Below are 21,659 nucleotides of genomic sequence, written 5' to 3'. Positions count from 1 at the left end.
TCAACCACACGGGGCGAGAGTGCGTACCGTGTGGAAGTGGGCTTTTCGGCGACTGCCCGGCCGGTCCGTCGCGATCGGAAGCCGCTCGGCAGCAGCATGTTTCGCTGCGGTTCCCGCTGAATCGACGCCACGAGCCCACGAGAGGACTTCGACCACGGGATGGTGCCTGGTGCCCAGTGATGCAGGGGAGCGTCGCTACCCTTTCGCCGCAGACGGTCTGGATACGAATCCGATCTATGCGAAACTTCGCCGAGAGGAACCGGTTTCGCGGGTCCGACTGCCCTATGGCGGTGCAGGCTGGCTGGTCACTCGCTACGAGGATGCGAAGCTGGTCCTCGCCGATCCACGCTTCAGCCGGGCTGTCACGGTCGGTCGAGAGGATACGCCGCGGGCGACGCCGCAACCGCCGCAATCCGCTTCGCTGCTGAGCATGGATCCACCGGAGCACAGTCGATTGCGCAAGCTGGTCGCGAAGGCCTTCTCCAGCCGCCGAGTGGAGCGGTTGCGCCCGCGCGTTCAGCAGATCGTGGACCGGCAATTGGACGAGATCGTACGGTGTGGCCCGCCGGCGGATCTGGTGCAGGGCTTGGCATCGCCGCTGTCGCTCACCGTGATCTTCGAGATCCTCGGTGTGCCGCCGCAGGGACAGCGCCGGTTCCTGGAACTGGCCGACAGTCAGATGTCCACCACCGCGCACACCCGCGAGCAGCGCGACGCCGCGCGGGCGGAACTGGAGGAGTATCTGGCCGAGTCGGTGGCCGAGCGCCGCGAGCACCCTACCGACGATCTACTCGGCGCGCTGGTCTGCGCGCGGGACGACGACGACCGGCTCACGGAGGCCGAAATGGTGGATCTGGCCATCTTGCTGCTGGTCGCGGGGTACGAGACCACGGCCAACCAGATCGCCAACTTCACCTACACGCTGCTCAGCGATTCGAAGCAGTGGGAATCGCTGTGTGCGCGGCCCGAATTGGTGCCCGGCGCGGTCGAGGAGTTGCTGCGTTACGTCCAGCTCGCCTCGGGCGCACTGTTCCCGCGGGCGGCCGTCGAGGATGTGACCGTCGGTGGCGTGGTCGTGCGGGCGGGCGAGACGGTGTTCGTCGATACCCAGTCAGCGGGTCGTGACGAGGCCGTCTACGAGCATCCGGAGGAACTGGATCTCACCCGAGAGCATCACCCGCACATGGCCTTCGGCTACGGCCCGCACTACTGTGTGGGCGCCCAGCTGGCCCTGCTGGAGTTACACGTCGCGATGAGCTCGCTGCTGCGGCGGTTCCCGGGATTGCACCTTGCGGTGCCGCCGGCCGACATACCGTGGAAGCCCGGCCTGTTCTTCCGTGGGCCGCAGGCACTTCCGGTGAGCTGGTAGAGGAAAAGCGAATCAGGGAGAACGTATCGTGTCGGAACTGAGCTACCCGTTCGTCGTCAACCATGGCAGTGCGGGGTTGACGGTGACAAGCCTGCAGGACCGCGAGGCGGTCCGAAATCGAACTGCTCCGGACGATCTCGTGGCGTTGTGTCGCTCCTTCTATGATCAGGTTTCCCGAACTCTCGACTCGTCCGAGCTCGGCGAGGTGTTGTTCTTCCTGGACTACGGGTACGTCGAGGTAGACGGAAACAACGAGTCCCGGTACGAGATCGCCGAGAACGTGCCCTACCGCGAGGCCGTACGGCTGGCCTACGAACTCCTGGGGTCCACTGTCATCCGCGGCCGCACTGTGCTGGATATCGGTTGTGGCCGTGGCGGACTCTGCCGCGTGCTGAGCTCGGAGTTCGACGCCCGAGTCACCGGCGTGGACCTGTCACCGGTGGCAATAGAGTTCTGCCGGGCGCGGCATGGAGCGCAGCCGAACACCACCTTCCTGGTGGGGGACGCCGGGCATCTACCGCTGGCGGACAACACATTCGATGTCGTCACCAATCTGGAGTCGTCCCATTGCTACGCGGATATGGCGCAGTTCTTGCACGAGGTTCGCCGAATCCTCAGGCCCGGAGGTACTTTCCTGCATGCCGACCTGCTGGAGCCGGGATCCTGGCAGGAAATGCGAACCGAGATGAGCAAACTCGGCCTCATCGTGACCAGCGACCGCGATATCACCGCGAATATCGTGGCGGCTCGGGATCGAGCCGCGGTCCTCGAAGCCCAGGCACCCCGCGAACGCACGCAACTGATGAAGAACTTTCTCGGCCTGCCCGGCTCACTGACCTATCGCCTGCTGCGTGACGGTGCGCTGCAGTATCGGCTGTCGAGGGCGGTTGCCGGTTGAGTGCCCGCCCCTCGTCATGGGTGTCGGCGGATGCCGCGTAGGTATGTGTCGAGCAGGCGCCGGCACCTGGCGTCCCAGTCGGGATCGGCCTGCTGCGGTTGGGCCAGCATCGAGCCGAACACGACGATGTCGCGGGGGATGACGCCGGGACGCAGTGTCCCCTCGGCGATGCCACCGTCGATGATCCGCTGCACGATTGCGTGAATCCGATCGCGGAGCACCGCCGTCTCGGCAGCGGTGACAGGCGGTCCGCCGTGCAGTGGCAGCACCAGGTCATTACGTTGGCGGATCGCGGCATCGATGAACAATCGCAGGGCCTCCGCAGCGGTCGCACCGTCCCGTTCGGCGGTTTGCGCGTTGGCGAGCACCTGCTCGAAGGAGCGGTGCGTCAGATGGTTCAGCAGGTCTTCGCGGGTGGGGAAGTGGCGGTAGAGGGTCCCGACCCCGACGCCGGCCTCGGCGGCGATCGTGGCCATGGGCACGCGTAGCCCGTCGCGATGGAATGCCGTGGTCGCGGCACGGACCAGTTCCTGTTGGTTGCGTAGTGCGTCGCTGCGCAGGTCGCGGGGTGCGGTGGCGTCGGGCATGTGCTCATTCAACCGCTTCCGCTGCGGAAAACGGGAACCTCGGTACACTGAAACGGACGAAATCGTCCGATTAATTCGGGGAGTGCGACGTGCAGGTATTGGCTATCGGGGCGACGGGGCAGTACGCCGGTCTGGTCGTTCCGGCATTGGCGGCCAAGGGATTACAGGTTCGGGCACTCGTGCACGATCCGGCCAAGGCGGATCGGGTGAGCAACCTGGAAGGGGTGCAGATCGTCGGCGGTGATCTGCGTGACCGCGCAAGCATCGATGCCGCGCTCAAAGGTGTGGATGCCGTCTTCCATGTGACACCGGCCTTCGCGGCGGACACCGTCGAACTCGGTGTCGGCATGGTCGAGGCAGCAACCGCCGCCGGGGTCGGGCGATTCGTTTTCTCCAGTGTCTACCATCCCTCGCTCTCACTGGTGAATCACGCGAGCATGCATCCGATCGAGGAGGCGCTGTACCGGTCTCCCTTGGCGTTCACCGTATTACAGCCCGCCATGTTCATGCAGGGACTGGCAGGCAGCTGGGCCACGGCGCGCGAACACGGGATCTTCACCGCACCGTATTCGAAGGACTCGCCGATGAGTTTCGTGGACTACCGCGATGTCGCCGAGGTTGCCGCGATCGCCTTGTCTGGTGATGAACTCGCCTACGGCACCTTCGAACTCGCCGCCGGAGGCGTGGTGACCCGCACCGAGATCGCGGCAATGATGAGCCGCCACGCCGGCCGCACCGTTGTCGCCCAGGATGTCGATCCCGAAGTGGCCCTGGCGAATATGCCCGCAGGGGCGATGCGCGACGGACTCACCGCGATGTTCCGCGATTACACCGCGCACGGCTTCCGTGGCGGCAACAACCTGGTGTTGCGCACCATCCTGGGCCGCACCCCGCGCACGCTGGACGACTATCTCGGCGAACTCGCCGCGTGATCCCTGACCCCCGATCACGGAGAACCCCCATGACTTTCGCGCTCGACCCCGAGATCGCTGCCGCGCTCGAAGCCTACGGTGAGCCGCCGGCGACCCCGCCGATCGGCGATGTGGAAACTCGGCGCACCGAACTCGACGCCATGCTGAATCAGGCCAACAATGTCGCGCAACCGATTGCCGCGCAGGTCGAGATCATCGACCACAAGGTGATCGTCGAGGACGGCACCGCGATTCGAGCCCGCTGGTATCGTCTGCCCTCGAGCGAGAGCCGGGCCGCGGTCGTGTACTTCCACGGCGGCGGCATGATCCTCGGCTCGGTCCCGATCTTCGACGGGCCCGTCTCGCGCTATGTCGCCCACACCGGCGTGCCGATGCTGTCGGTCGAATACCGGCTCGCCCCCGAACATCCGCACCCGACCCCGGTGGAGGATGCCTACGCGGGGCTACTCTGGCTGGCCGGCCATGCGTCCGAACTCGGCGTCGATCCGGACCGCATCGCGGTCATGGGCGACAGTGCCGGTGGCGGTATCGCCGCGGCCGTCGCCATCCTCAGCCGTGATCGCGGCGGCCCGGCGCTCACCCGCCAGATCCTGCTCTACGCGATGCTGGATGATCGCACGACAACCCCCGACCCGTATATCGTGCCGTTCGCGGGCTGGACCTATGACGACAACATCACCGCATGGAACGCGCTGCTCGGCGAACACGCCGACCGGTCGGCGACAGACCCCGCCACCGCGCCCGCCCGAATCTCGGACGCCACCGGCCTCCCGGCCGCCTACATCGAGGTCGGACAACTCGATATCTTCCGCGACGAGGACATCCGGTACGCACTGACCTTGAGTCAGGCGGGCGTACCCGTCGAGCTGCATGTACACCCCGGCGTGCCACACGAATACGACGCCCTCGCATTCGACGCCGACGTGTCACGACGCGCCCTCGCCGACCGTCATCGGGTGCTGAAAAGCCTGTAGGGCAGCTGTTCTCGCGTTGCCCGGTAGCCGGTTCGGGCGCACTATCGAAAACAGGCCTGCCCACCGGTTCGTTGCGGGCCGCGACGTGGAAGGTCCACGTCCGATCGGAGGCGCGCTATGACATTGCCCGCGGAATCCGTTGACACCGTGGCGGATCCGGCCGCGCCGCAAGGAGGATCACCGGCCGTGACGCCGATAGCGATTATCGGGATCGGCTGCCGCTTCCCGGGCGGAATCGACGGTCCCGGCAGCTTCTGGAATCTGATCGCCTCGGGAACCGATGCGATCGGCGACATTCCGGCCGACCGGTGGAGTAGCGGGGACTTCTTCGATCCCGATCCGGCCACTCCGGGACGAACCTTCGTCGAGCAGGGCGGATTTCTGGCGGGACCGATCGACGAATTCGATGCGCGATTCTTCGGCATGTCACCGCGCGACGCCGCGGCGCTGGATCCGCAGCAGCGAGTACTGCTCGAGGTCACCTGGGAGGCGTTCGAGGATGCGGGAATTCCGCTGAACTCCACGGCCGGTGCCGATATCGGCACCTACATCGGCGGGTTCACCTTCGACGCCGCGAGCCTGCAACTGGCCGATGCCAACCAGCATCTGCTCGGCACCTCGACACCGGCCGGAGTCAGCATGACCATGCTGTCGGCCCGGTTGCCGTACACGTTCGACTGGAACGGACCGTGTTTCACCTTGGACACCGCCTGTTCCTCGTCGCTGGTGGCATTCCATCAGGCCTGCGTCGCGCTCGAACGCGGCGAATGCGAGATGGCGGTGGCGGGCGGGGTGAACGTGATGTTCCATCCCGTCGCGACGATCGTGATGTCCAAGGGACAGTTCCTGTCCCCGGACGCGCGCTGCAAGCCGTTCGACCATCGAGCCAACGGGTACGTGCGCAGCGAGGGCGCGGGAATCGTTGTCCTCAAACCGCTTCCGGCAGCCGAGCGGGACGGCGATCATATCTATGCGGTCGTGCGCGGCACCGCGGTCAATCACGACGGGCGCACGCCCGGAACGGCGGTGCCCAGCGTCGACGCCCAGCGGGCATTGATCCGGCAGGCCTATCGGACCGCGGGGATCGAGCCGGACTCGGTGGGCTACTACGAGGCGCACGGCACCGGCACCCCGGTGGGAGATCCCATCGAGGCCACCGCGATCGGCGACTCGATCGGCGACTCGGACCGCACACACTGGATCGGCTCGGTGAAGTCGAACATCGGCCACACCGAGGCCGCGGCCGGGGTGGCGGGGGTGATCAAGGCCAGTCTGTGCCTCGAGCGCGGACTCATCCCGCCGACCCTGCACTTCCAGCGGCCGAATCCGAACATCCCCTTCGATCGGCTGCCACTGCGCGTCGCCACCGAGACCGTGCCGTTCCCACGCTATTCCGAGCTGCGTCGCGCCGCGGTGAACTCCTTCGGCGCGGGCGGCACGAATGCGCACGCCATCCTCGAACAGGCGCGACCACAACTCCGCGCATCCAGAGCGGGCGAGCAGTCACGGACCGGGACCGAAGCGCCGTGGGAAAACAGGCAGGTCCGGACCGGGCCCACAGCAGGTAGCGAGGAGGGGCGACCGCAGACCGGGACCGAAGCGGGTCATCAGGACGGGCGACCGCAGCTGCTGGCCTTGTCCGCGCGCAGCCCGGAGGCATTGCGCGCGTTGGCCGACGCCTACGCGGGCCTGCTCGAGGCGCCGGACGCCCCGGACTTCGCACGGATCTGTCGCGCTGCCGCCCGGCAGCGTGACCACCACCCGATGCGCTCCTTCGTGGTCGCCGACGGCGCGGCCGACGCGGCGCGGCAATTGCGCCTGCTCGAGGTCACCGCACAACGCGCCGGACGGCCCTCGATCGCGTTCGTCTACACCGGGATGGGTCCGCAATGGTGGGGTATGGGCCGCGAATTATCGCAGGACGAACCGGTTTTCGCCGAGGTCGTCGCCGCATGCGATGAAGTTCTGGCCCGGTTCGGGCTGTCGATGGCGCAGGAATTCCGCCGCGACGAGCCCGAATCGCGGCTGACCCGAACCCTGTACGCGCAGGTCGCCAACTTCGTTGTGCAGGCCGGGCTCACGGCCCTGTGGCGGGAATGGGGCATCGAGCCCGCGGTCATCGCCGGGCACAGCGTCGGCGAAGTGGCCGCAGCCTACGCGGCCGGGGTGTACACCCTCGAGGACGCACTGACCATCAGCTTCCATCGCGCGAATCTGCAAGCGCGCCTGGCCGGTCGGGGCGCGATGGCCGCGGTCGCCCTGTCCGCCGCCGAGGTGACGCCCCACCTTGTCGACGGCGCCGAGGTGGCCGCGATCAACGGCGCGACGGCAATCACCCTGGCCGGTGACCCCGACGCCGTCGAGCTGGTGTCCGAACGGTTGCGGGCCACCGGTGCCCGCGTGACGGCACTGCGCGTGGAGGTGGCCTACCACAGCGCCCAGATGGATGAAATCCGCGCACCGCTGGTCGCGGCACTGGCCGGTATCCGGCCCCGTCCGGCGCGAATCCCCTTGGTGTCCACCGTCACCGGCGGGCCGATCGAGGGCTCACACCTGGACGCGGACTACTGGTGGAGCAATGTGCGCCGGCCCGTGCGATTCGCCGACGCGATACGGCGCATGCTCGACCACGCACCGTCGGCGGTGCTGGAAGTCGGCCCGCATCCGGTGCTGGCCCCCGCCATGGACGAGGCCCTGGCCGCATATCCGCGAGAGGTCGCGCTGCTGGCCTCGCTGCACCGCGACCGGCCACCGCGCGCACACCTGCTGACAACACTGGGAGCATTGTATTGCGCGGGCGCCGAACCGGATTGGGCACGGGTGCATCCCGGACCACGCGAACATCTCGGCCTGCCCCGCTATCCCTGGCAGCGCGAACGGCACTGGATCGAGTCGGCCACCTCACAGCGCACTCGGCTGGGCGCGGGCGGTCTCGCGCTCGGCGGACGGCCCGTCGCGGCGACGACACCCGTCGCCGACATCGAACTCGCCCCGGTGAAATTCGGCTACCTCGCCGACCACCGGATCGGCGAGGATCTGATCTTCCCCGGCGCCGGATACGTCGAGGCCGCCCTGGCCATGTTCGCCGACGACACGCCCTGCTTCCTGGAAGACATCGTCTTTCACCGCCCACTGGTGCTCGCGCCGTCCGTGATCACGACCCTGCGGGCCGGCTACGACCCGGCACGCAGGCAACTGCGGCTACACGCCACCACACAGCCCGACGAGCCCGTCTGGACCCTGCAGACCGGCCTCCGGCGCGCCTATCTCGCGGCGCCACCGATCCCGGCGCCGCGTGCCGAGACCCTCGCCGACGCCACCGCGGACCTGCCCAGCATCGATCACGACCAGGTCTACGAGATCCTGGGCGTCGGTAACCTGAACTACGGCAAGACATTCCGGGCCGTCGACGAGCTCTGGTATCGACGGGAGACCGGCGAAGTATTCGCCGAAATCCGCACCGCCACCATCGATACGGCGGGCTACCGCCTGCATCCGGTGCTCCTCGACGCCGCCCTGCAATCCGTGTTCGCCGGCGCACTGCTGCTCGGCGGCGCCGACGCGGCCGGAACCTACGTGCCCGCCCGGATCACCGAACTCCGGTTCTACCGTCGCCCCGGCCGGCAGCTGTGGGTGCACGGGCGCGACCGGCACAGCACGATGCCCGGACGATTCGACTGCGATCTGACACTGATCACCGATGACGGAGAGATCGTTGCGGAGGTCATCGGCCTGCGCGCCCAGCGCGTCGCAGCCGACAGCGACGCACGGCCCTCGCACGCCGAACGCCTCTACTACGACCATGCCTGGCAGGCAACAGAACTCGACCCGACCGGGGACCTCGCAGGCAGCTGGATCCTGATCGGATCCGACCGGATCACCACCGAACTGCACCAGCGACTCACCGACTCGGGCGCCGCGGTCACGCGGGTGACCCCGCAGGCGCGGCATTGGCTCGCACAGGTCACTACCGCACTCGCCGCCGATGCGGCCTGCCGCGGTGTGGTCTACGTCCAGGACACCAAGACCGCCACCGGTCCGGTGTGCACACCGATCACCGAACCGCTGCGCCTGATACAGGCCCTACCGGCCGCCGGGGTGTCATTGTTCCTGGTGACGAGTGGAACCCAGAGCATCGACGCCGGCGACGTGATCACCGACCCGTTCGCCGGTGCCCTGTGGGGATTCGCCCGGGTCGTCAACGCCGAACGCCCCGAGTTGCGTTGCAGGCTCATCGATCTGGATGCCGAGAACCCCGACCTCGACGCACTCGCCGGCGAATTGGCGCACGACGGGCTCGACGAGGTAGCGCTGCGCGGCGGCACCCGCCACATCCGCCGGATCGAACCGGCCGGGGACCGTTCCCCCGCACATCAACTCGGCGTCACCACCGACCGCACCCCGGTCCGTCTCGGCATACACCGCACAACGGTGGACTCGCTGCGCTTCGCCGCCACCACCCGGCGCGCACCCGGACCCACTGAGGTCGAGATCGAAGTCGCTTACGTCGGAGTGAATTTCAAGGATGTGCTGAAGGTGACCGGGCTCATCACCCCGCAGGCCATCGAGGGCAGCCACTCGGGCGAGGCACTCGGGCTGGAGTGTTCGGGCACGGTCATCCGGGTCGGCTCGCAGGTGACCGAGCTACGGCCCGGCGACGAGGTGTTCGCGCACAGCCGCGGCCTGTTCGCCTCCCATCTGACCCTGGACGCGGTGCGGGTGGCGCGCAAACCCGCAGCGCTGTCACTCGCCGAGGCGGCCTCCTTGCTGCCGGTGGTCACCGCGCACCAGGCGCTGGTCCGCCTGGCCGGAGTACGCACCGGGGATCGGGTCCTGATCCATTCGGCCGCGGGCGGTGTCGGGCTGGCCGCGGTGCGTATCGCGACCGCACTCGGCGCGCAGGTGTACGCGACCGCCGGAAGCCGGGCACGACGGGACTTCCTGCGCACCGAAGGCGTTGCGCACGTGGCAGATTCGCGGAGCACCTCTTTCGCCGACGAGATCCTCGCCTGGACCGGCGGCGCGGGCGTGGATGTCATCGTCAACTCGCTGCCCGGCGACATGCTGCACGCCAGTCTGCGTGTGCTGCGCACCTTCGGCAGATTCGTCGAACTGGGCAAACCCGCCGACACCGGTGACGACGGCATCCGCACCCACTCCGTACTGCGGGCGATGTCGTATCACTCCTTCGACTACGACCAGATGATGGCCCTCGAACCGGAATACGTGCAGACCTGTATGAAGGAGACTGCGGAGCTGTTCGAACAAAGCATCATCACCGCGCTGCCGGTCACCGAGATTCCCGCCGAGTCCGTCGACAAGGCGTTCCTCGCGATGGGCGGCCCGGAACACCTCGGCAAGATCGTGGTGCGGATGAGCGGTGAACGCGTCACGGTTCCCGCCGCCTCGCTCCCGCAATCACCGCTCCGCCCGGACGCGACCTACCTGCTCACCGGCGGCCTCGGCGGACTGGGACGCACTGTGGCCCAGCGGTTCGCCGAGCGCGGCGCCCGCCATCTCGTGTTGGCCGGACGCCATGGCGCGGCCTCCGAAGAGGCGGCGCGCACGGTCGCGGAACTGACCGCCGGCGGCGTCACCGTGCGCGTCGAACAGGCCGACGTCGCCGACCGGAGTCAGGTTGCCGAACTGCTGAAGCGGGTGCGCGCGGACATGCCGCCGATTCGCGGGATCATCCACGCCGCAGCCGATTTCGACGACATCGTACTGTCCGAGACCGATCCCGGCCGCCTGCTGGACGCCACCCGGCCCAAGGCTGACGGCGCGTGGAACCTGCACCTGGAGTCCGAACCCGACGACCTCGACTTCCTGGTGTTCTTCTCCTCTGTCGGAGCGCAACTCGGCTCGGTCGGCCTGGGCGCCTACGCCACCGCGAACGAATTCCTCGACGCCCTCGCCCGCTACCGCCACGGCCTGGGACTGCCCGCCACCAGTGTGGGCTGGGGCATGATCGACGAGGTCGGCGTGGCCGTCAGCGGCAATGGCGAGGTGGGCGCGTACCTGCGCCGCAGCGGCCATATCGGCCTGTCCCCGGAAACCTTTGCCGCCGAACTGGAAACGCTGCTGCGCACCCGGCCGGTGGAGGTGTCGGTCGCCGATATCGACTGGCCGCGCTGGGCCCGGGCCAATCCGCAACTGTCGGCCCTGCCCCGATTCCACAGCGTCGCACCGGCCGACACCGCCGACGCCGGCCCGGGCCTGGCGAGCCTGCGCCTGCACGAAGCCGATCCGGGCGAACGTGCCGCCCTGCTGGCTCCGCTGCTGACCCCGCTCCTCGCACAGACGACCGGGTTGACCGAACATCAGCTCGGCGACGACCAGCCCATCGATATCGACTCGCTCACCGCTGTCGGGCTGCGGGTGCTGCTACAGAAGGAACTCGGGGTCTCCGTCCCCGCGGTGAAACTGCAGACCAACCTCACCATGACCGGGCTGGCGGGTCTGCTGGCCGAGGAGCTCGCGCAGGCACCGCTGGATACCTTTGTGCCGGAACGGGATCTGACCGTTCACGAATTCGAGGCGGTGGACGGCCTGACGGTCTACGGTCATCTGGCCGTGCCTGCCGGGCCCGGACCGCATCCGGCGGTCCTGATCTGCACCGCGGGCCCGGGCGGGGCACTGGCCGTGAGCGGCGACTATGCGCAGATCGCTGAGCATGCGCCGCTACACGAGGCCGGTTTCGCCACCTTCACCGTCGATCATCGCGGCGCGCCCGGACACGGTGCGGAATTCACCGACCGCGCCGAGATGGGCGGCCGGGAGATCGACGACATCCTCACCGCGGCACGGTATCTCGCCCAGCGACCCGAGATCGATCCCGGCCGCATCAGCATCGCGGGCACCAGCCGCGGCGCCTATTCCGCACTGCTGGCCCTGGCGCGCAACGAGTTCCGCTGGCATCGCGCCGCCCTGCTGATGGGCCTGTACAGCCCGGAACCGCTCGTCACCGCGGAACGCGCCCACCCGGGATCGTTCCTGCCGCCACACGCGGGGATAAGCCCGGACGACATCGCCGAGCATTTCGCCCACCCACAACGGCAGCCACTCACCATGCTCGACGCGGTGAGCGCGCCCCTGCTCGTCGTGCACGGCGACGCCGACGACATGATCCCGGCGGTCCACGCCCGCGACCTGACCACCCGCGCACAGCAGGCCGGCCTGCCGGCCCGCCTGCACATCGTGCCGGGCCTGGCCCACGACAGCGCCTTCACCGACCCGGCGTGGACCGACCTGTGGCCGGAGATCATCGCCTTCCTACAGGAGTGACCCGGCCCGGGTGCGAGCCATCCCGGCCGGGCGCGCCACCAGCACGGTGGCCTGATCGCCGATCGCGTGCGGCCGGTGCGCGAAATGCTCGCTCAGAGCCGGTTCCAGCGCTCGGCGGATCTCGGCCGACCGCGGATGGCCCTCGAACCAGAAATCGGCCAAAGTTGTTGCCGCGGCGGCGATTCTGTCGTACTGGGAGGTCTCCCGGAAGTGCAGCGCGGACTCGGTGCGCAGCAGTGAGAACTCCGAGAAACCGTGCTCGGCGAAGACCCGGGCGGCCTCGGCCAGGAGGAAACCCTGGTGATCGGGCTCCTCACCGGCTACCGGAATGCCCACGTCGTTGAGCAGACGGACGAGTTCATTGTCGGGTGCACCGCCGATGATGACGATGGCCGCGTCGGGATCCTCGTTGTCACACACTCTGGCGATCTCGTGCAGCGCGCCCTGCAAGTCCTGCGCGTAAGGCAAAACCCATGCGGCCAGCACGAAGTCGAAGGTGCGGTCCGCGAACGGCAACGCCTCGGCCTGGCCGGGATGGACCTCCACGGCCGAGCCGGTTGCCATTTCATCGAGCACGGCAACCCGGTCACGATGGGGTTCGACTGCCACACAACGTCCGGCGTGCGCCGCCACGGCGGCGGTCAACTCGCCGGTACCGCCTCCCATGTCGAGTGCGTGCGCGCGGCCGGCGGCGAGTGCGCGGACGAGGGAGATCTCTTCACCTCGTTCCAGGCGTTCGGTGAAGTTGGTCCAGCCGTCCCGCGACAGCTGGTGCGGGCCGCGATACTGCCGGGGGTGCGTTTCGGCCGGGCCGCACCAGGGATGGGCCACGACAGCCTCGACGTCGAGCTTCGAAGTGGGAACGGACAGATCAGCTGGCCACATTCAGTGCTCCTCGGTGTCGTGCGGACCACCGTGCGGGGTCCGAATCGGGACTCGGCGGTCCGGATGCCCGGTGCCGATCACACTCAGGAAGATGTCGGCCACCAACGCCGGCTCGTACAGTTGTACCTGGTCACGAGCCAGATCGGAGGCCGCGTGGTAGGCGTCGTGGTCGGCGAGAAGGTTCGTGGCGGCCGACCACAAGCGGGTGAACGCCTCGGGCGCGCCCGGAGGCTCCGCGGTCGAATCCGTGACCCCGCCGATGTGCTGCACTTCGTTGCTGCGGTCGAGTTCCACCAGGCAGCCCGCTCCACCGACGAGAACGGGCAGATTCCCGAGCTGGAAACCCGCGACCGGGGTGCCTACCGACAGCGCTTCCGCGGCGACATTGCCGAAGGTTTCCGGCCACACCGACGGGACCATCGCCAGCGCGGCGCCCGCCAGGAAGCCTTGCGCTTCGTCCCACGGCATGGCCGGCAAGATTTCGACCTCGGGCCGTTCTTCGGCGATCGCGAGGCATTCATCGCGGACGGCCTGCTGCATACCGTCCCACAACTCGAAAGCAGCGTCCGCCAAAGCGATCTGCACCGGACGTCCGAGATCGGGCGGCAGGCTGCGAAGCAGCCCGCTCATCCCTTTCACCGGGTCTGCCCTCGTCAACGTTCGAATAGGGCCGTTGAGCCGCAACCACTCCCGAATCTGACGAGACGGCGGAGTGCCGCGCCGGGGGAGCGGATTCGGAAGGACCTGCCAACCGCGCGTGTCGACACCGACGCGCGCATGCTCCTCGATGACGAAAGGACTGACGGCCAGCACCGCGTCCGGCTTGTGCGCCAGACTTTCGTGGATCGATGCGTCCGCCCGGATCAGGTGGGCCATGAGCACCGTGCGCACACCGGCCGGTGCCGGGGCGAGGTAGCCGAGACCCGCCACCGCGTCGGTCCAGCAGACCAGGTCGATGTCGTGCTCGACCAGGATGCGCTCGACCTCGCCACACAGCGCCGCGGGACTCGTGAGCAGCCTCGGAAGATCATCGAAAAGCATGGGGCGGGGCAGCTCGATCGTGTCGAGCCGGACGAGGTCCGCATCATCGGCGCTGGTTGGCGGTCCCGCGGCGATGATGATCGCTCGATGACCACGTGCACGCAGGCCCGCGGCGAGTGCGGCGACGCTGCGTTCGATGCCGGCGGGCTCGTCGGGACCGTAGGGGAGTAGAACGAATGCGATCTTCATCGGTTTCGCTGCCTTTGCCGGTCGTCGAACTGTTGCCACCCGGCCGCCCTGGTCATACAGGATGGGCAGCGGCCGCATCCGTATCCCCAGTCGAACCGCGTGCTGCGGTCGCCGTGATAGCAGGTGTGGGTGTGTTCGACGATGGCGTCGAGGCACTGCAGCCGCTGCGCGAGATCCCAGGTGTCGGCCTTGGTGAGGTTGAGCAGTGGCGCCTCGATCCGGAACTGCGGTTCGTCGAGGGCATGCCGCAAGGCGATTTCGTAGGAGCGAACGAAATCGATTCGGCAGTCGGGATATCCGGCGTCGTCGGTCGAACAGACACCGGTGACGAGGGTGTGGGCGCCTCGCGTCGCGGCGAGCGCCGCGCCGTAGCCGAGCAGCACGACATTGCGTCCGGGGACGAACGAGGAGGGCAGGCCGTGTGCGGCGGCGTAGTCATTGCCCGTTCCCGTGGCGTCGGATCGTGAGTCGATCGATTCGTCGGTGAGCGAGGAGCCACCCAGCTGCCGAAAAGCGGGACCGAGCCCGAGCACGGTGTGGCGGATTCCGGCCCGGGAGGCAAGTCGCGAGGCACAGTCCAGTTCGACCTTGTGGCGCTGGCCGTAGTCGAACGAGACCGCCTCGACCTCGTCGTACTCGGACAGCGCCCAGAAGAGGCAGGTTCCGGAGTCTTGCCCGCCCGAAAGCGAGACCAGCGCTTTACGTTTCATCGCGACCTCATTCCGATTGCCGATACCGCTTCGGCGCGAGTGCTCTGTTGTTCGCGGATAAGCCCGCGCGCAGCCGTGGTGAGGGTCGTCGTGCCCGGAGCCTGCACGCCGCGCACTGTCATGCAGAGATGCTCGGCTTCGAGCATCACCAGCAGACCGGCCGGCGCCAGGTACTTTTCGATCGCGTCCGCGATCTCGATGGTCAGGCGCTCCTGCACTTGCAGGCGGCGCGCGAACGTGTCCACGACTCGCGCGATCTTGGAAAGGCCGACTATCCGACCATCCGGAATGTAACTCACGTGCGCCGTGCCGATGAATGGGAGAAGGTGGTGCTCGCACAACGAGTAGAGGGGGACGTTTCGAACCGTCACCATTTCCTCGTATCCGGCGGAGTCGAATGTCGTGAACAGCTCGTTCAAGTCGGTTTCGTACCCGCGGGTGAACTCGTCGATTGCTTCGGCGGCACGTCGAGGAGTATCGGCAAGCCCCTCCCGATCGGGGTCCTCTCCTTCGATGCCGGCCAGTATCGATCGGAAGGCAGAATATCGCGGGTTGGCTGTCAGGGTCTTGTCATGGTTTTCGATCAGCACAATGTTACCGTCCTTTCTCGTTGCCCCATGCGATAACGTGCAATTGGGGTAGAACTTTGCAGTCTTTTGCGCGCGGATCACCGGCGACCAGTTCGCACAGCCACCGGAAACGGCTCGCCACTCCCGGCAGGGGTAGCGAAGATCCGATATCGGTTCCGGAGGACAGGAAAAGCGGAAGTAATGTTCCATCGGCGCGTCGATGATGCTCTCTGAAATGAAACGCGAATTCGACATCCGCAGAGTCGAAGCAGACCACTTTGAGATAGATATCGCGTTTCTCGAAGTCCGTCTGCGTAGCCGCCGACATGAATCTCGCGGACTGACTCACGGCCGCCGGCGTGGCCATTCCACTCGAGGGCGGTTTAGGGCTGATCACCAGCCGGTCGACGTCGCGCAGCCACTCCTTCCAGAGTGACCCTTGGGTTTCGACGCTGACCCGCATACCGGCGTCGTGCAGTTGGTGGACCAGGAATCCCAGTTCGTGCATTGCCGGATTGCCGCCGGAGAGGACCACCAGCATGCCGGTGGGGTCGGATACCTGCTGCCGCAGTTCGGCGACGATATCGGCCTCGTCGAGCCTGCGCGCCTCCCGCCGGACCGTCGCCGGGTCGACCGCGTGCATGGAGTCGCACCAGGTACACCGGTAATCACAACCACCGAATCGCACGAACAGGCAGGGCATGCCGGCATCGGGGCCCTCGCCCTGAATGGTCGGACCGAAGAGCTCGATCACCGGGTGATGGCGGATACCGGGACGCCGGTCGGTCGCGGCGGCGGTCACGACAGCCGCCAGTGGATGGTCGCGCGTGATGTCGGAGTTTCCCAGAGAGAAACCGAGGTGATGGCGATCCCGTTCTTCTCGAAAGTCTCGCCGATCCATCGGACGATGTTTTCCGCCGTTGTCGGCCAGCAGCCCAGTTTCCCGATGCTCTCGTTCAAGTTCCGATGATCCAAGTATGGTTCCACCGACGTTTTCCATACTTGCGACAGATCGGCGAAGTCGAGGACCATGCCGTCGTCCGAACGTCCACGGTCCGGCTGTACCGGGCCACTCACCGCGACTTCCACGGTGTATGTGTGACCGTGCTCGTTGCGGCATTTTCCGGCATGATTGGGCAAATGATGTGCCGCGTCGAACGTCCATTTCTTGCTGATTTCGACGAACTGTTCCACGGCTGCGTCACGGCGTTCCGGTAAAAAGATATCCTGTGTCTTCTCGTCGTTCATCAAGAGATTTTCCTTCGGGTCGAATATGAATAACTGGAAGCAGATCCGTCAACGGTGTGAGTCGGCGAGAAGGCGGACGGTTCTGATGTCCACGACCTCCGCGCCGGCGCGACCGGCGGCCTCGATACCGGCGTCGCTGTCCTCCAGGACGAGACACCGAGTGGCAGGTACGCCGAGACGTTCTGCGGCAAGGAGAAACAGATCGGGGGCCGGTTTCCCGGCCGAGACGTCGTCGAGTGAGACGACTGCGCAGAACAGCCCGGCCAGGCCGACATGGTTCATGGTTTCGGTGATGATGCCTGCGGTGCTGTTGGAAGCCACCGCGAGAGGCTTGCTGCCGTGCCGGTCACGTGCCAGGTCGGCGACCCAGGTGATCTCCCGGACGAGGTCCAGGTGCTCGAGATAGCCGGCATCGCAGCGGGCAACGAGTTCGTCTGTCGGAGTAGCGAGAAGGACGCCTTGATCCTCGGCGAGCCAGTCGATCTCTTGCCTGGTGGACATGCCAGGGCTCGACGTGTACCACCCGTAATCGACAGTGATGCCCTCCGGGGAAAGGGCGTCACACAGCGATCGATAGTGTGCGGCGTGGCTGTCGACCAGCGTTCCGTCCCAATCGAACAGGATGGCCGAGGCCCTATCGAAGGCATTGGACAGGTTATGCACGGTGCTTCCTAACTATTACTTTCTCGTGCGGGGCATTCGGCAGCGGCTTGTTCTGCAGCACGAAAATCAGCGCGGCGCCGAGAAGTAATGCGGGTACCAGGAGAAAGGCCGGATGTACGCCCGTGCGCTGGGCCAGCGCGCCGAGTGCCAGCGGCCCGAGCATCGCGGCGCCACCTTCGCCGAGCGCGACCCATGCCATCGCCTGGTCCGGGCGCCCGCCCGAGCGGGCGATGACACGGGAAACCGTGAGCGGGAACTGCATTGCCATGCCGAGGCCGCACAGCACGATGCCGATCCCTGCCACCATGGGCTGCCGCACGGACCAGAAGAGAACGAAACCGGCCAGGTTCACTACCAGGCTGCCGGCCAATAGCGTGTCCTCGCCGGCGATGCCGGTCCAATGCGCACCGAGGAGCCGCCCGCCCGCCATCCCGGCAAGCATGAGCGTCACTGTCATGGTCGCTGCCGACTGCGAGAGGCCGTCGAACTCGGAAAGATGCTGCGATGCCCAGAACGTCATACACAGCTCGACGACGGTGCACAGGAAGAACAGCCACCACGCGGTAGCGAAGCCGCGGGGGAGTCGTCCGAAGCGAGTGTGGGGTTCGCGCGGTGCGGGCAGTGGATCCACTGTTCCCAACCGCACCTGTCGTGACCAGAGCAGGACGGCGAGGGTGAATGGAACAACAACGAGCAGGCCTGTGCGCCAACCCGATCCGAGCAAAGCAGCAAGCCCCAATGAGAACGGCGCGAATACACCGACTCCCACACTGATTCCATTGGCCTCGCTGATCGCTGTGGTCGCCCTGTCACCGTGATGGTCGGCAAGGGATGCCGCCGTCATATTGACCACGACATTTCCCCCGTAACCGGCCATCAGTGCGCCGGTCAACGTTGTCGGCAGGGAACGGCCGGCGCAGTACACGCACGCTCCGGTCACGAGAAAAAGCAGTGCCATCTGCTGCGAACGAGTGCGGCCGAGCAGGCGGGCGAGGCGTGTGTTCGACAGGCCCGCGACGATGGCACCGGCCGCGAAGGTCGTGCCGTGCAGCGCTGCCACACCGTCGGGCAGCGCGAGATCGTGCCCGAGCAATGGCACAGACGGACCGAAGCCGTAGAGGAAGTAGGCGAAGGCCGAGAGTTGCGCGTAGAGGGTCCAGGTTCTGCGGTCCCGTATGAAATCCGAGATCGGCTCAACTGGTGGACATTCAGTCGCTCCCATCGCCCTGACCTCCGGTTTCGGGTCGATATGCCGGGCCGGGGTGCACGGCATCGGCGCCCACGAACGTGTAGTTCCCGGCGAGGAGCCGCTCGATGATTGCGGGCAGTGCTGCCACCGTCTGCGAGCGGTCGCCGCCGCCGTCGTGCAGCAGCACGATCGGTCCGTCGTGCAGCCGGGCGGTGACCCGCTCGGTGATCGCCGCGGCCCCCGGCGCGGCCCAGTCCCGGCTGTCGTTGTCCCACAGCACACAGGTCAGGTCGCGTTCGGTGAGCCAGTCCAGTACTTCGGGCCGGCCGGCCCCATAGGGCGGGCGCACCAGGCGGGGCCGCGACCCGGTGGCCGTGGATATCGCGGTGGCGGTCGCCTCGATCTGGAAGCTGAATTCGTCCGGGCCGAGGTCGGGCAGAAAGGGATGTGACCAGGTGTGATTGCCCAGCGTGTGCCCCTCCTCGGCAATGCGCCCCACCGTGGCCGGGTAGCCGGCCGCATTCAACCCGATACAGAAGAAACTGGCCGTTACCCGGTAGGACCGCAGAATGTCGAGGATCCGGTCGGTATAGGGCGGGCACGGGCCGTCGTCGAAGGTCAGCGCGACCCGGCGTGGTTGCCGCGCACCGTATTCCGGCTGTCTGTCACCGGGAGTGCCATGTCGCGGGAGTCGGGCGGGTATGTGCAGGTAGTGGTCGGGCGCGTCGGTGCGACCGCCGAGCGTGCCCGAGGACAACGCCAGTCGGGTGATCGCGGCCGGGTCGTGGGCAGCGGCCTTGGCCAGCGTTGTCGCGGGCACCGAACCGTCGACCGGCCGGGTGGGCAGCAACCACGGATCGGCGCGGTACACGACCAGACCCGCGGTGAGCAGATGCAGGTCCAGTGTTCCGTTGGTGCTGTCGATGACGCAGCACAACTCGTCGTCGGCGCTCGCCGCGTGTGCGCGCAGAAAGGCGATCAGGCCGTCGAGCGGACCGGGCGGGAAGTCCCGGGCGAAGATCTCCTCGCCTGCCGCGTCCACTCCGGCGGCGCGGTATCCCACCGGTCCCCAGGAAATTCCGCAGAAAAGCATCGAGTCCTCCAGAAAGCACTGCGGGGCAATGGAATTCACTGACCTGACCGATCGATTGTGCCGGTCTCGTCGGTCAGCTGGTGTGGCGTTGGTAGAGCGTTCCGGCGCTCCAGATGCGGTCCACCTGTCCCCATTGGATGGCCGAGACCACGTCCGGGAAGAATCCGCAGCCGTTGAGATTGGCGCTGGTATTGCACAACACCGGAATCCCGCTGAGCCGTCGGTACTCGAGGAGCACCTCGCCCAGTACCGGGTCGTCGGCCGGGTCGACCGTCTGCAGCCGGGCGCTGCCGTCGAGGTGCACGACCGCCGGGATGCGGTCCACCCAGTCCGGGCGCACGTTGTGGTCGAAGAGCATGTAGGGGTCCGGGACACCCGGGTCGAAGATCTCGGGGGCGGCGTCGACCAGGCAGATCGGGGCGACCGGACGGTAGGGCTCGCGCGCCTTGATCCGGTTGAGTTCGTCCTTCATTCCGGGATCGATCGGCGCGGCGAGGATACTGCGCCCGCCCAGGGCCCGCGGCCCCAGCTCGGCGCGCCCGTCGAGTACCACCACCGGATCGCCGGTCTCGTGTAACAGCCCGGCCAGTTCGGCCGGTGAGCAGACGGTTGCCGACCAATCGGCCGGAATGTCCAGTGCGGGAAGCAGTTCGGGACCGAGCCGGGTGGACCAGTCGATGGCCGACAGTCCGTCGTGCGCGATCCGGCCCAGGGCCGCGGCGCCGATGGCCGAGCCGGAGTCATTGGGAAACGGGGGCACCCACATTTCGCGGACGGCCGGCAGCGCGCGTAATGCGCTGTTCCACTTGATGTTCAACGCGCAACCGCCGGTGAAGCACAGGTTGGCCGGGCCCGTCGCGCCGGCCGCGCGCAGCGCGCCCGTGATCCGCTCGCAGAGCAGGTCCTCGAAGAACTGGTGGATTCCGGCCAGCACGTCCTCATCGGATATCGCGGCCGGATCGATCCGGTTGCGTACCGCGGCGTAGAACTCGTGCACCGGCGGCACGGAAGGTTCGAACGGGCTGCCGAATCCGCCGGTGTTGCGCCGATATTCGACTGCCTGGTCCTGATCGCTTTCGAAAATGCGGTGGAACTCCTCGCGCAACACCGCGAGCACCGGTTCGCGGGGTGTGCCGAGCGCGATGTAAGCCATGAGTTTCCCGGCGACCGTCAGGTCCCAGTCATCGGCGTCGCCGGGTTTACGGAACGGGCCGAAATGCTGGCCGGCGATCGCATAGGCGTGTCCGAGCAACGGGAACAGGTCACCGAGATTGCGCACCCCGGTGTCGGGATGCACCAGATACAGGGCCGGAAACAGGCCGCCGTCCCACACGAGCACGAACGCGGGCTCCCCGCGCTGGGCGAAAGGGCTGGTGCAGTAGGTGCTGGACACGTGCCCGGCGGCGTGTGTGTAGCTCGTGTAGCGGTGACTGTTGCCGTCGATGGTGAACTCGCCGGAGTAACCCGGCGCGAGCAGGTCCGGGCAGGCCTCGCACTCGCGGTACGGCGCGACGATGACCTCGACCGGATTCCCGTTGTCGAGCGGGGCGAAAAACAGCGGCGCGGGGCGGTCGCCATCCCAGCCGTCGATCACCCACTCGTCCACATCCTCGGGTTTGTACCCGAAATCGGCGAGTACCCCGGGAATGACGCCGAGGTCGCCGATCCAGGTGTAGCGCTTGCCATTACCGATTTTTTCCATCTCGACGCTGAACACCAGCCGGTCACCATCGATCAGCGCCACGGCGCCGTCGTGGGTGAGCTTGAGCCCGCAGATGATCATGATTCCGCTCCTTGTGCGAGTTCGTGGTGTTCGGCAAGAGTGGCCGCGACCACGGCGATCAGGCAGTCTCACGCCGTCGCCACCGGCCGGTATCCATGGTCGAGGCGCAGCGCGCCGGCCACATCACGGCATGACCCGAAGTGCCGGCCGGCGAGCACCGAGATACCTGGCCAGCAGTGGGCCGACCGACCTTCGGGGGCCTGCCGGCTGTATCTCGGTGCGGGCCGTGATGTGCGGCCGCCTCC

At 67.1% G+C, this 21,659-nt stretch carries 16 protein-coding genes; 5 read left to right on the top strand and 11 right to left on the bottom strand.

The window, feature by feature from the left end:
* Nucleotides 1-169 precede the first annotated feature (169 nt).
* Nucleotides 170-1,369 carry a cytochrome P450 gene (locus ACIP5Y_RS24535; RefSeq protein ID WP_400353084.1) on the top strand — a complete coding sequence of 400 codons (1,200 nt, stop codon included), beginning with the start codon at nucleotides 170-172 and terminating at the stop codon, nucleotides 1,367-1,369.
* Nucleotides 1,370-1,397: 28 nt separating this feature from the next.
* Entirely contained in the window at nucleotides 1,398-2,267 is an 870-nt protein-coding gene (locus ACIP5Y_RS24530) for a class I SAM-dependent methyltransferase (protein ID WP_400353082.1), read from the top strand.
* Nucleotides 2,268-2,281: 14 nt separating this feature from the next.
* On the opposite strand, the gene ACIP5Y_RS24525 is transcribed toward ACIP5Y_RS24530, so the two are convergent.
* Nucleotides 2,282-2,854, bottom strand: coding sequence for a TetR/AcrR family transcriptional regulator (locus ACIP5Y_RS24525; RefSeq protein ID WP_400353080.1), 573 nt, complete (start codon nucleotides 2,852-2,854; stop codon nucleotides 2,282-2,284).
* Nucleotides 2,855-2,943: 89 nt separating this feature from the next.
* On the opposite strand from ACIP5Y_RS24525, the gene ACIP5Y_RS24520 reads away from it, so the two are divergent.
* From ACIP5Y_RS24520 to ACIP5Y_RS24510, 3 genes are all read left to right on the top strand, one after another.
* Complete coding sequence (locus tag ACIP5Y_RS24520) at nucleotides 2,944-3,786, top strand: NmrA family NAD(P)-binding protein (protein ID WP_400353078.1); 843 nt, start codon at nucleotides 2,944-2,946, stop codon at nucleotides 3,784-3,786.
* A 29-nt stretch (nucleotides 3,787-3,815) separates the two neighbouring features.
* Nucleotides 3,816-4,760, top strand: coding sequence for an alpha/beta hydrolase (locus ACIP5Y_RS24515; RefSeq protein WP_400353076.1), 945 nt, complete (start codon nucleotides 3,816-3,818; stop codon nucleotides 4,758-4,760).
* A gap of 117 nt (nucleotides 4,761-4,877) precedes the next feature.
* Nucleotides 4,878-12,044 carry an SDR family NAD(P)-dependent oxidoreductase gene (locus tag ACIP5Y_RS24510; RefSeq protein ID WP_400353074.1) on the top strand — a complete coding sequence of 2,389 codons (7,167 nt, stop codon included), beginning with the start codon at nucleotides 4,878-4,880 and terminating at the stop codon, nucleotides 12,042-12,044.
* On the opposite strand, the gene ACIP5Y_RS24505 is transcribed toward ACIP5Y_RS24510, so the two are convergent.
* The 10 genes from ACIP5Y_RS24505 to ACIP5Y_RS24460 form a co-directional block, all read right to left on the bottom strand.
* Nucleotides 12,033-12,929 (bottom strand): methyltransferase domain-containing protein, encoded by an 897-nt coding sequence (locus ACIP5Y_RS24505; RefSeq protein WP_400353072.1) that lies wholly within the window; start codon nucleotides 12,927-12,929, stop codon nucleotides 12,033-12,035. The two genes, ACIP5Y_RS24510 and ACIP5Y_RS24505, sit on opposite strands and share 12 nt — an antisense overlap.
* Complete coding sequence (locus ACIP5Y_RS24500; RefSeq protein ID WP_400353070.1) at nucleotides 12,930-14,159, bottom strand: glycosyltransferase family 4 protein; 1,230 nt, start codon at nucleotides 14,157-14,159, stop codon at nucleotides 12,930-12,932.
* Nucleotides 14,156-14,869 (bottom strand): 7-cyano-7-deazaguanine synthase QueC, encoded by a 714-nt coding sequence (gene queC, locus ACIP5Y_RS24495; RefSeq protein ID WP_400353068.1) that lies wholly within the window; start codon nucleotides 14,867-14,869, stop codon nucleotides 14,156-14,158. Before queC ends, ACIP5Y_RS24500 begins: the two co-directional genes overlap by 4 nt.
* Nucleotides 14,866-15,459: a GTP cyclohydrolase I FolE gene (gene folE, locus ACIP5Y_RS24490; protein WP_400353066.1), complete on the bottom strand. Its 594-nt coding sequence runs from the start codon at nucleotides 15,457-15,459 to the stop codon at nucleotides 14,866-14,868. The genes queC and folE overlap by 4 nt, the downstream gene beginning before the upstream one ends.
* 4 nt (nucleotides 15,460-15,463) lie before the next feature.
* Complete coding sequence (gene queE / locus ACIP5Y_RS24485; RefSeq protein ID WP_400353064.1) at nucleotides 15,464-16,240, bottom strand: 7-carboxy-7-deazaguanine synthase QueE; 777 nt, start codon at nucleotides 16,238-16,240, stop codon at nucleotides 15,464-15,466.
* Nucleotides 16,237-16,686, bottom strand: a complete 450-nt coding sequence (gene queD / locus ACIP5Y_RS24480; RefSeq protein ID WP_400353062.1) for a 6-carboxytetrahydropterin synthase QueD — start codon at nucleotides 16,684-16,686, stop codon at nucleotides 16,237-16,239. The genes queE and queD overlap by 4 nt, the downstream gene beginning before the upstream one ends.
* 48 nt (nucleotides 16,687-16,734) lie before the next feature.
* Nucleotides 16,735-17,349 (bottom strand): HAD family hydrolase, encoded by a 615-nt coding sequence (locus ACIP5Y_RS24475; protein WP_400353060.1) that lies wholly within the window; start codon nucleotides 17,347-17,349, stop codon nucleotides 16,735-16,737.
* Nucleotides 17,342-18,571 carry an MFS transporter gene (locus ACIP5Y_RS24470; protein WP_400353058.1) on the bottom strand — a complete coding sequence of 410 codons (1,230 nt, stop codon included), beginning with the start codon at nucleotides 18,569-18,571 and terminating at the stop codon, nucleotides 17,342-17,344. The genes ACIP5Y_RS24475 and ACIP5Y_RS24470 overlap by 8 nt, the downstream gene beginning before the upstream one ends.
* Complete coding sequence (locus ACIP5Y_RS24465; RefSeq protein WP_400353056.1) at nucleotides 18,558-19,631, bottom strand: polysaccharide deacetylase family protein; 1,074 nt, start codon at nucleotides 19,629-19,631, stop codon at nucleotides 18,558-18,560. Before ACIP5Y_RS24465 ends, ACIP5Y_RS24470 begins: the two co-directional genes overlap by 14 nt.
* Nucleotides 19,632-19,704: 73 nt before the next feature.
* The gene (locus ACIP5Y_RS24460; protein WP_400353054.1) at nucleotides 19,705-21,414 is read right to left on the bottom strand and encodes a carbamoyltransferase N-terminal domain-containing protein; all 1,710 of its coding nucleotides are present in this window, start codon (nucleotides 21,412-21,414) and stop codon (nucleotides 19,705-19,707) included.
* Nucleotides 21,415-21,659 lie beyond the last annotated feature (245 nt).

Origin of the sequence: Nocardia sp. NPDC088792 (assembly GCF_044750615.1) — a bacterium.
Lineage (GTDB): Bacteria > Actinomycetota > Actinomycetes > Mycobacteriales > Mycobacteriaceae > Nocardia.
The sequence above is the reverse complement of the archived record's forward strand: the minus strand, read 5'-3'. Positions and strand labels throughout refer to the sequence as shown.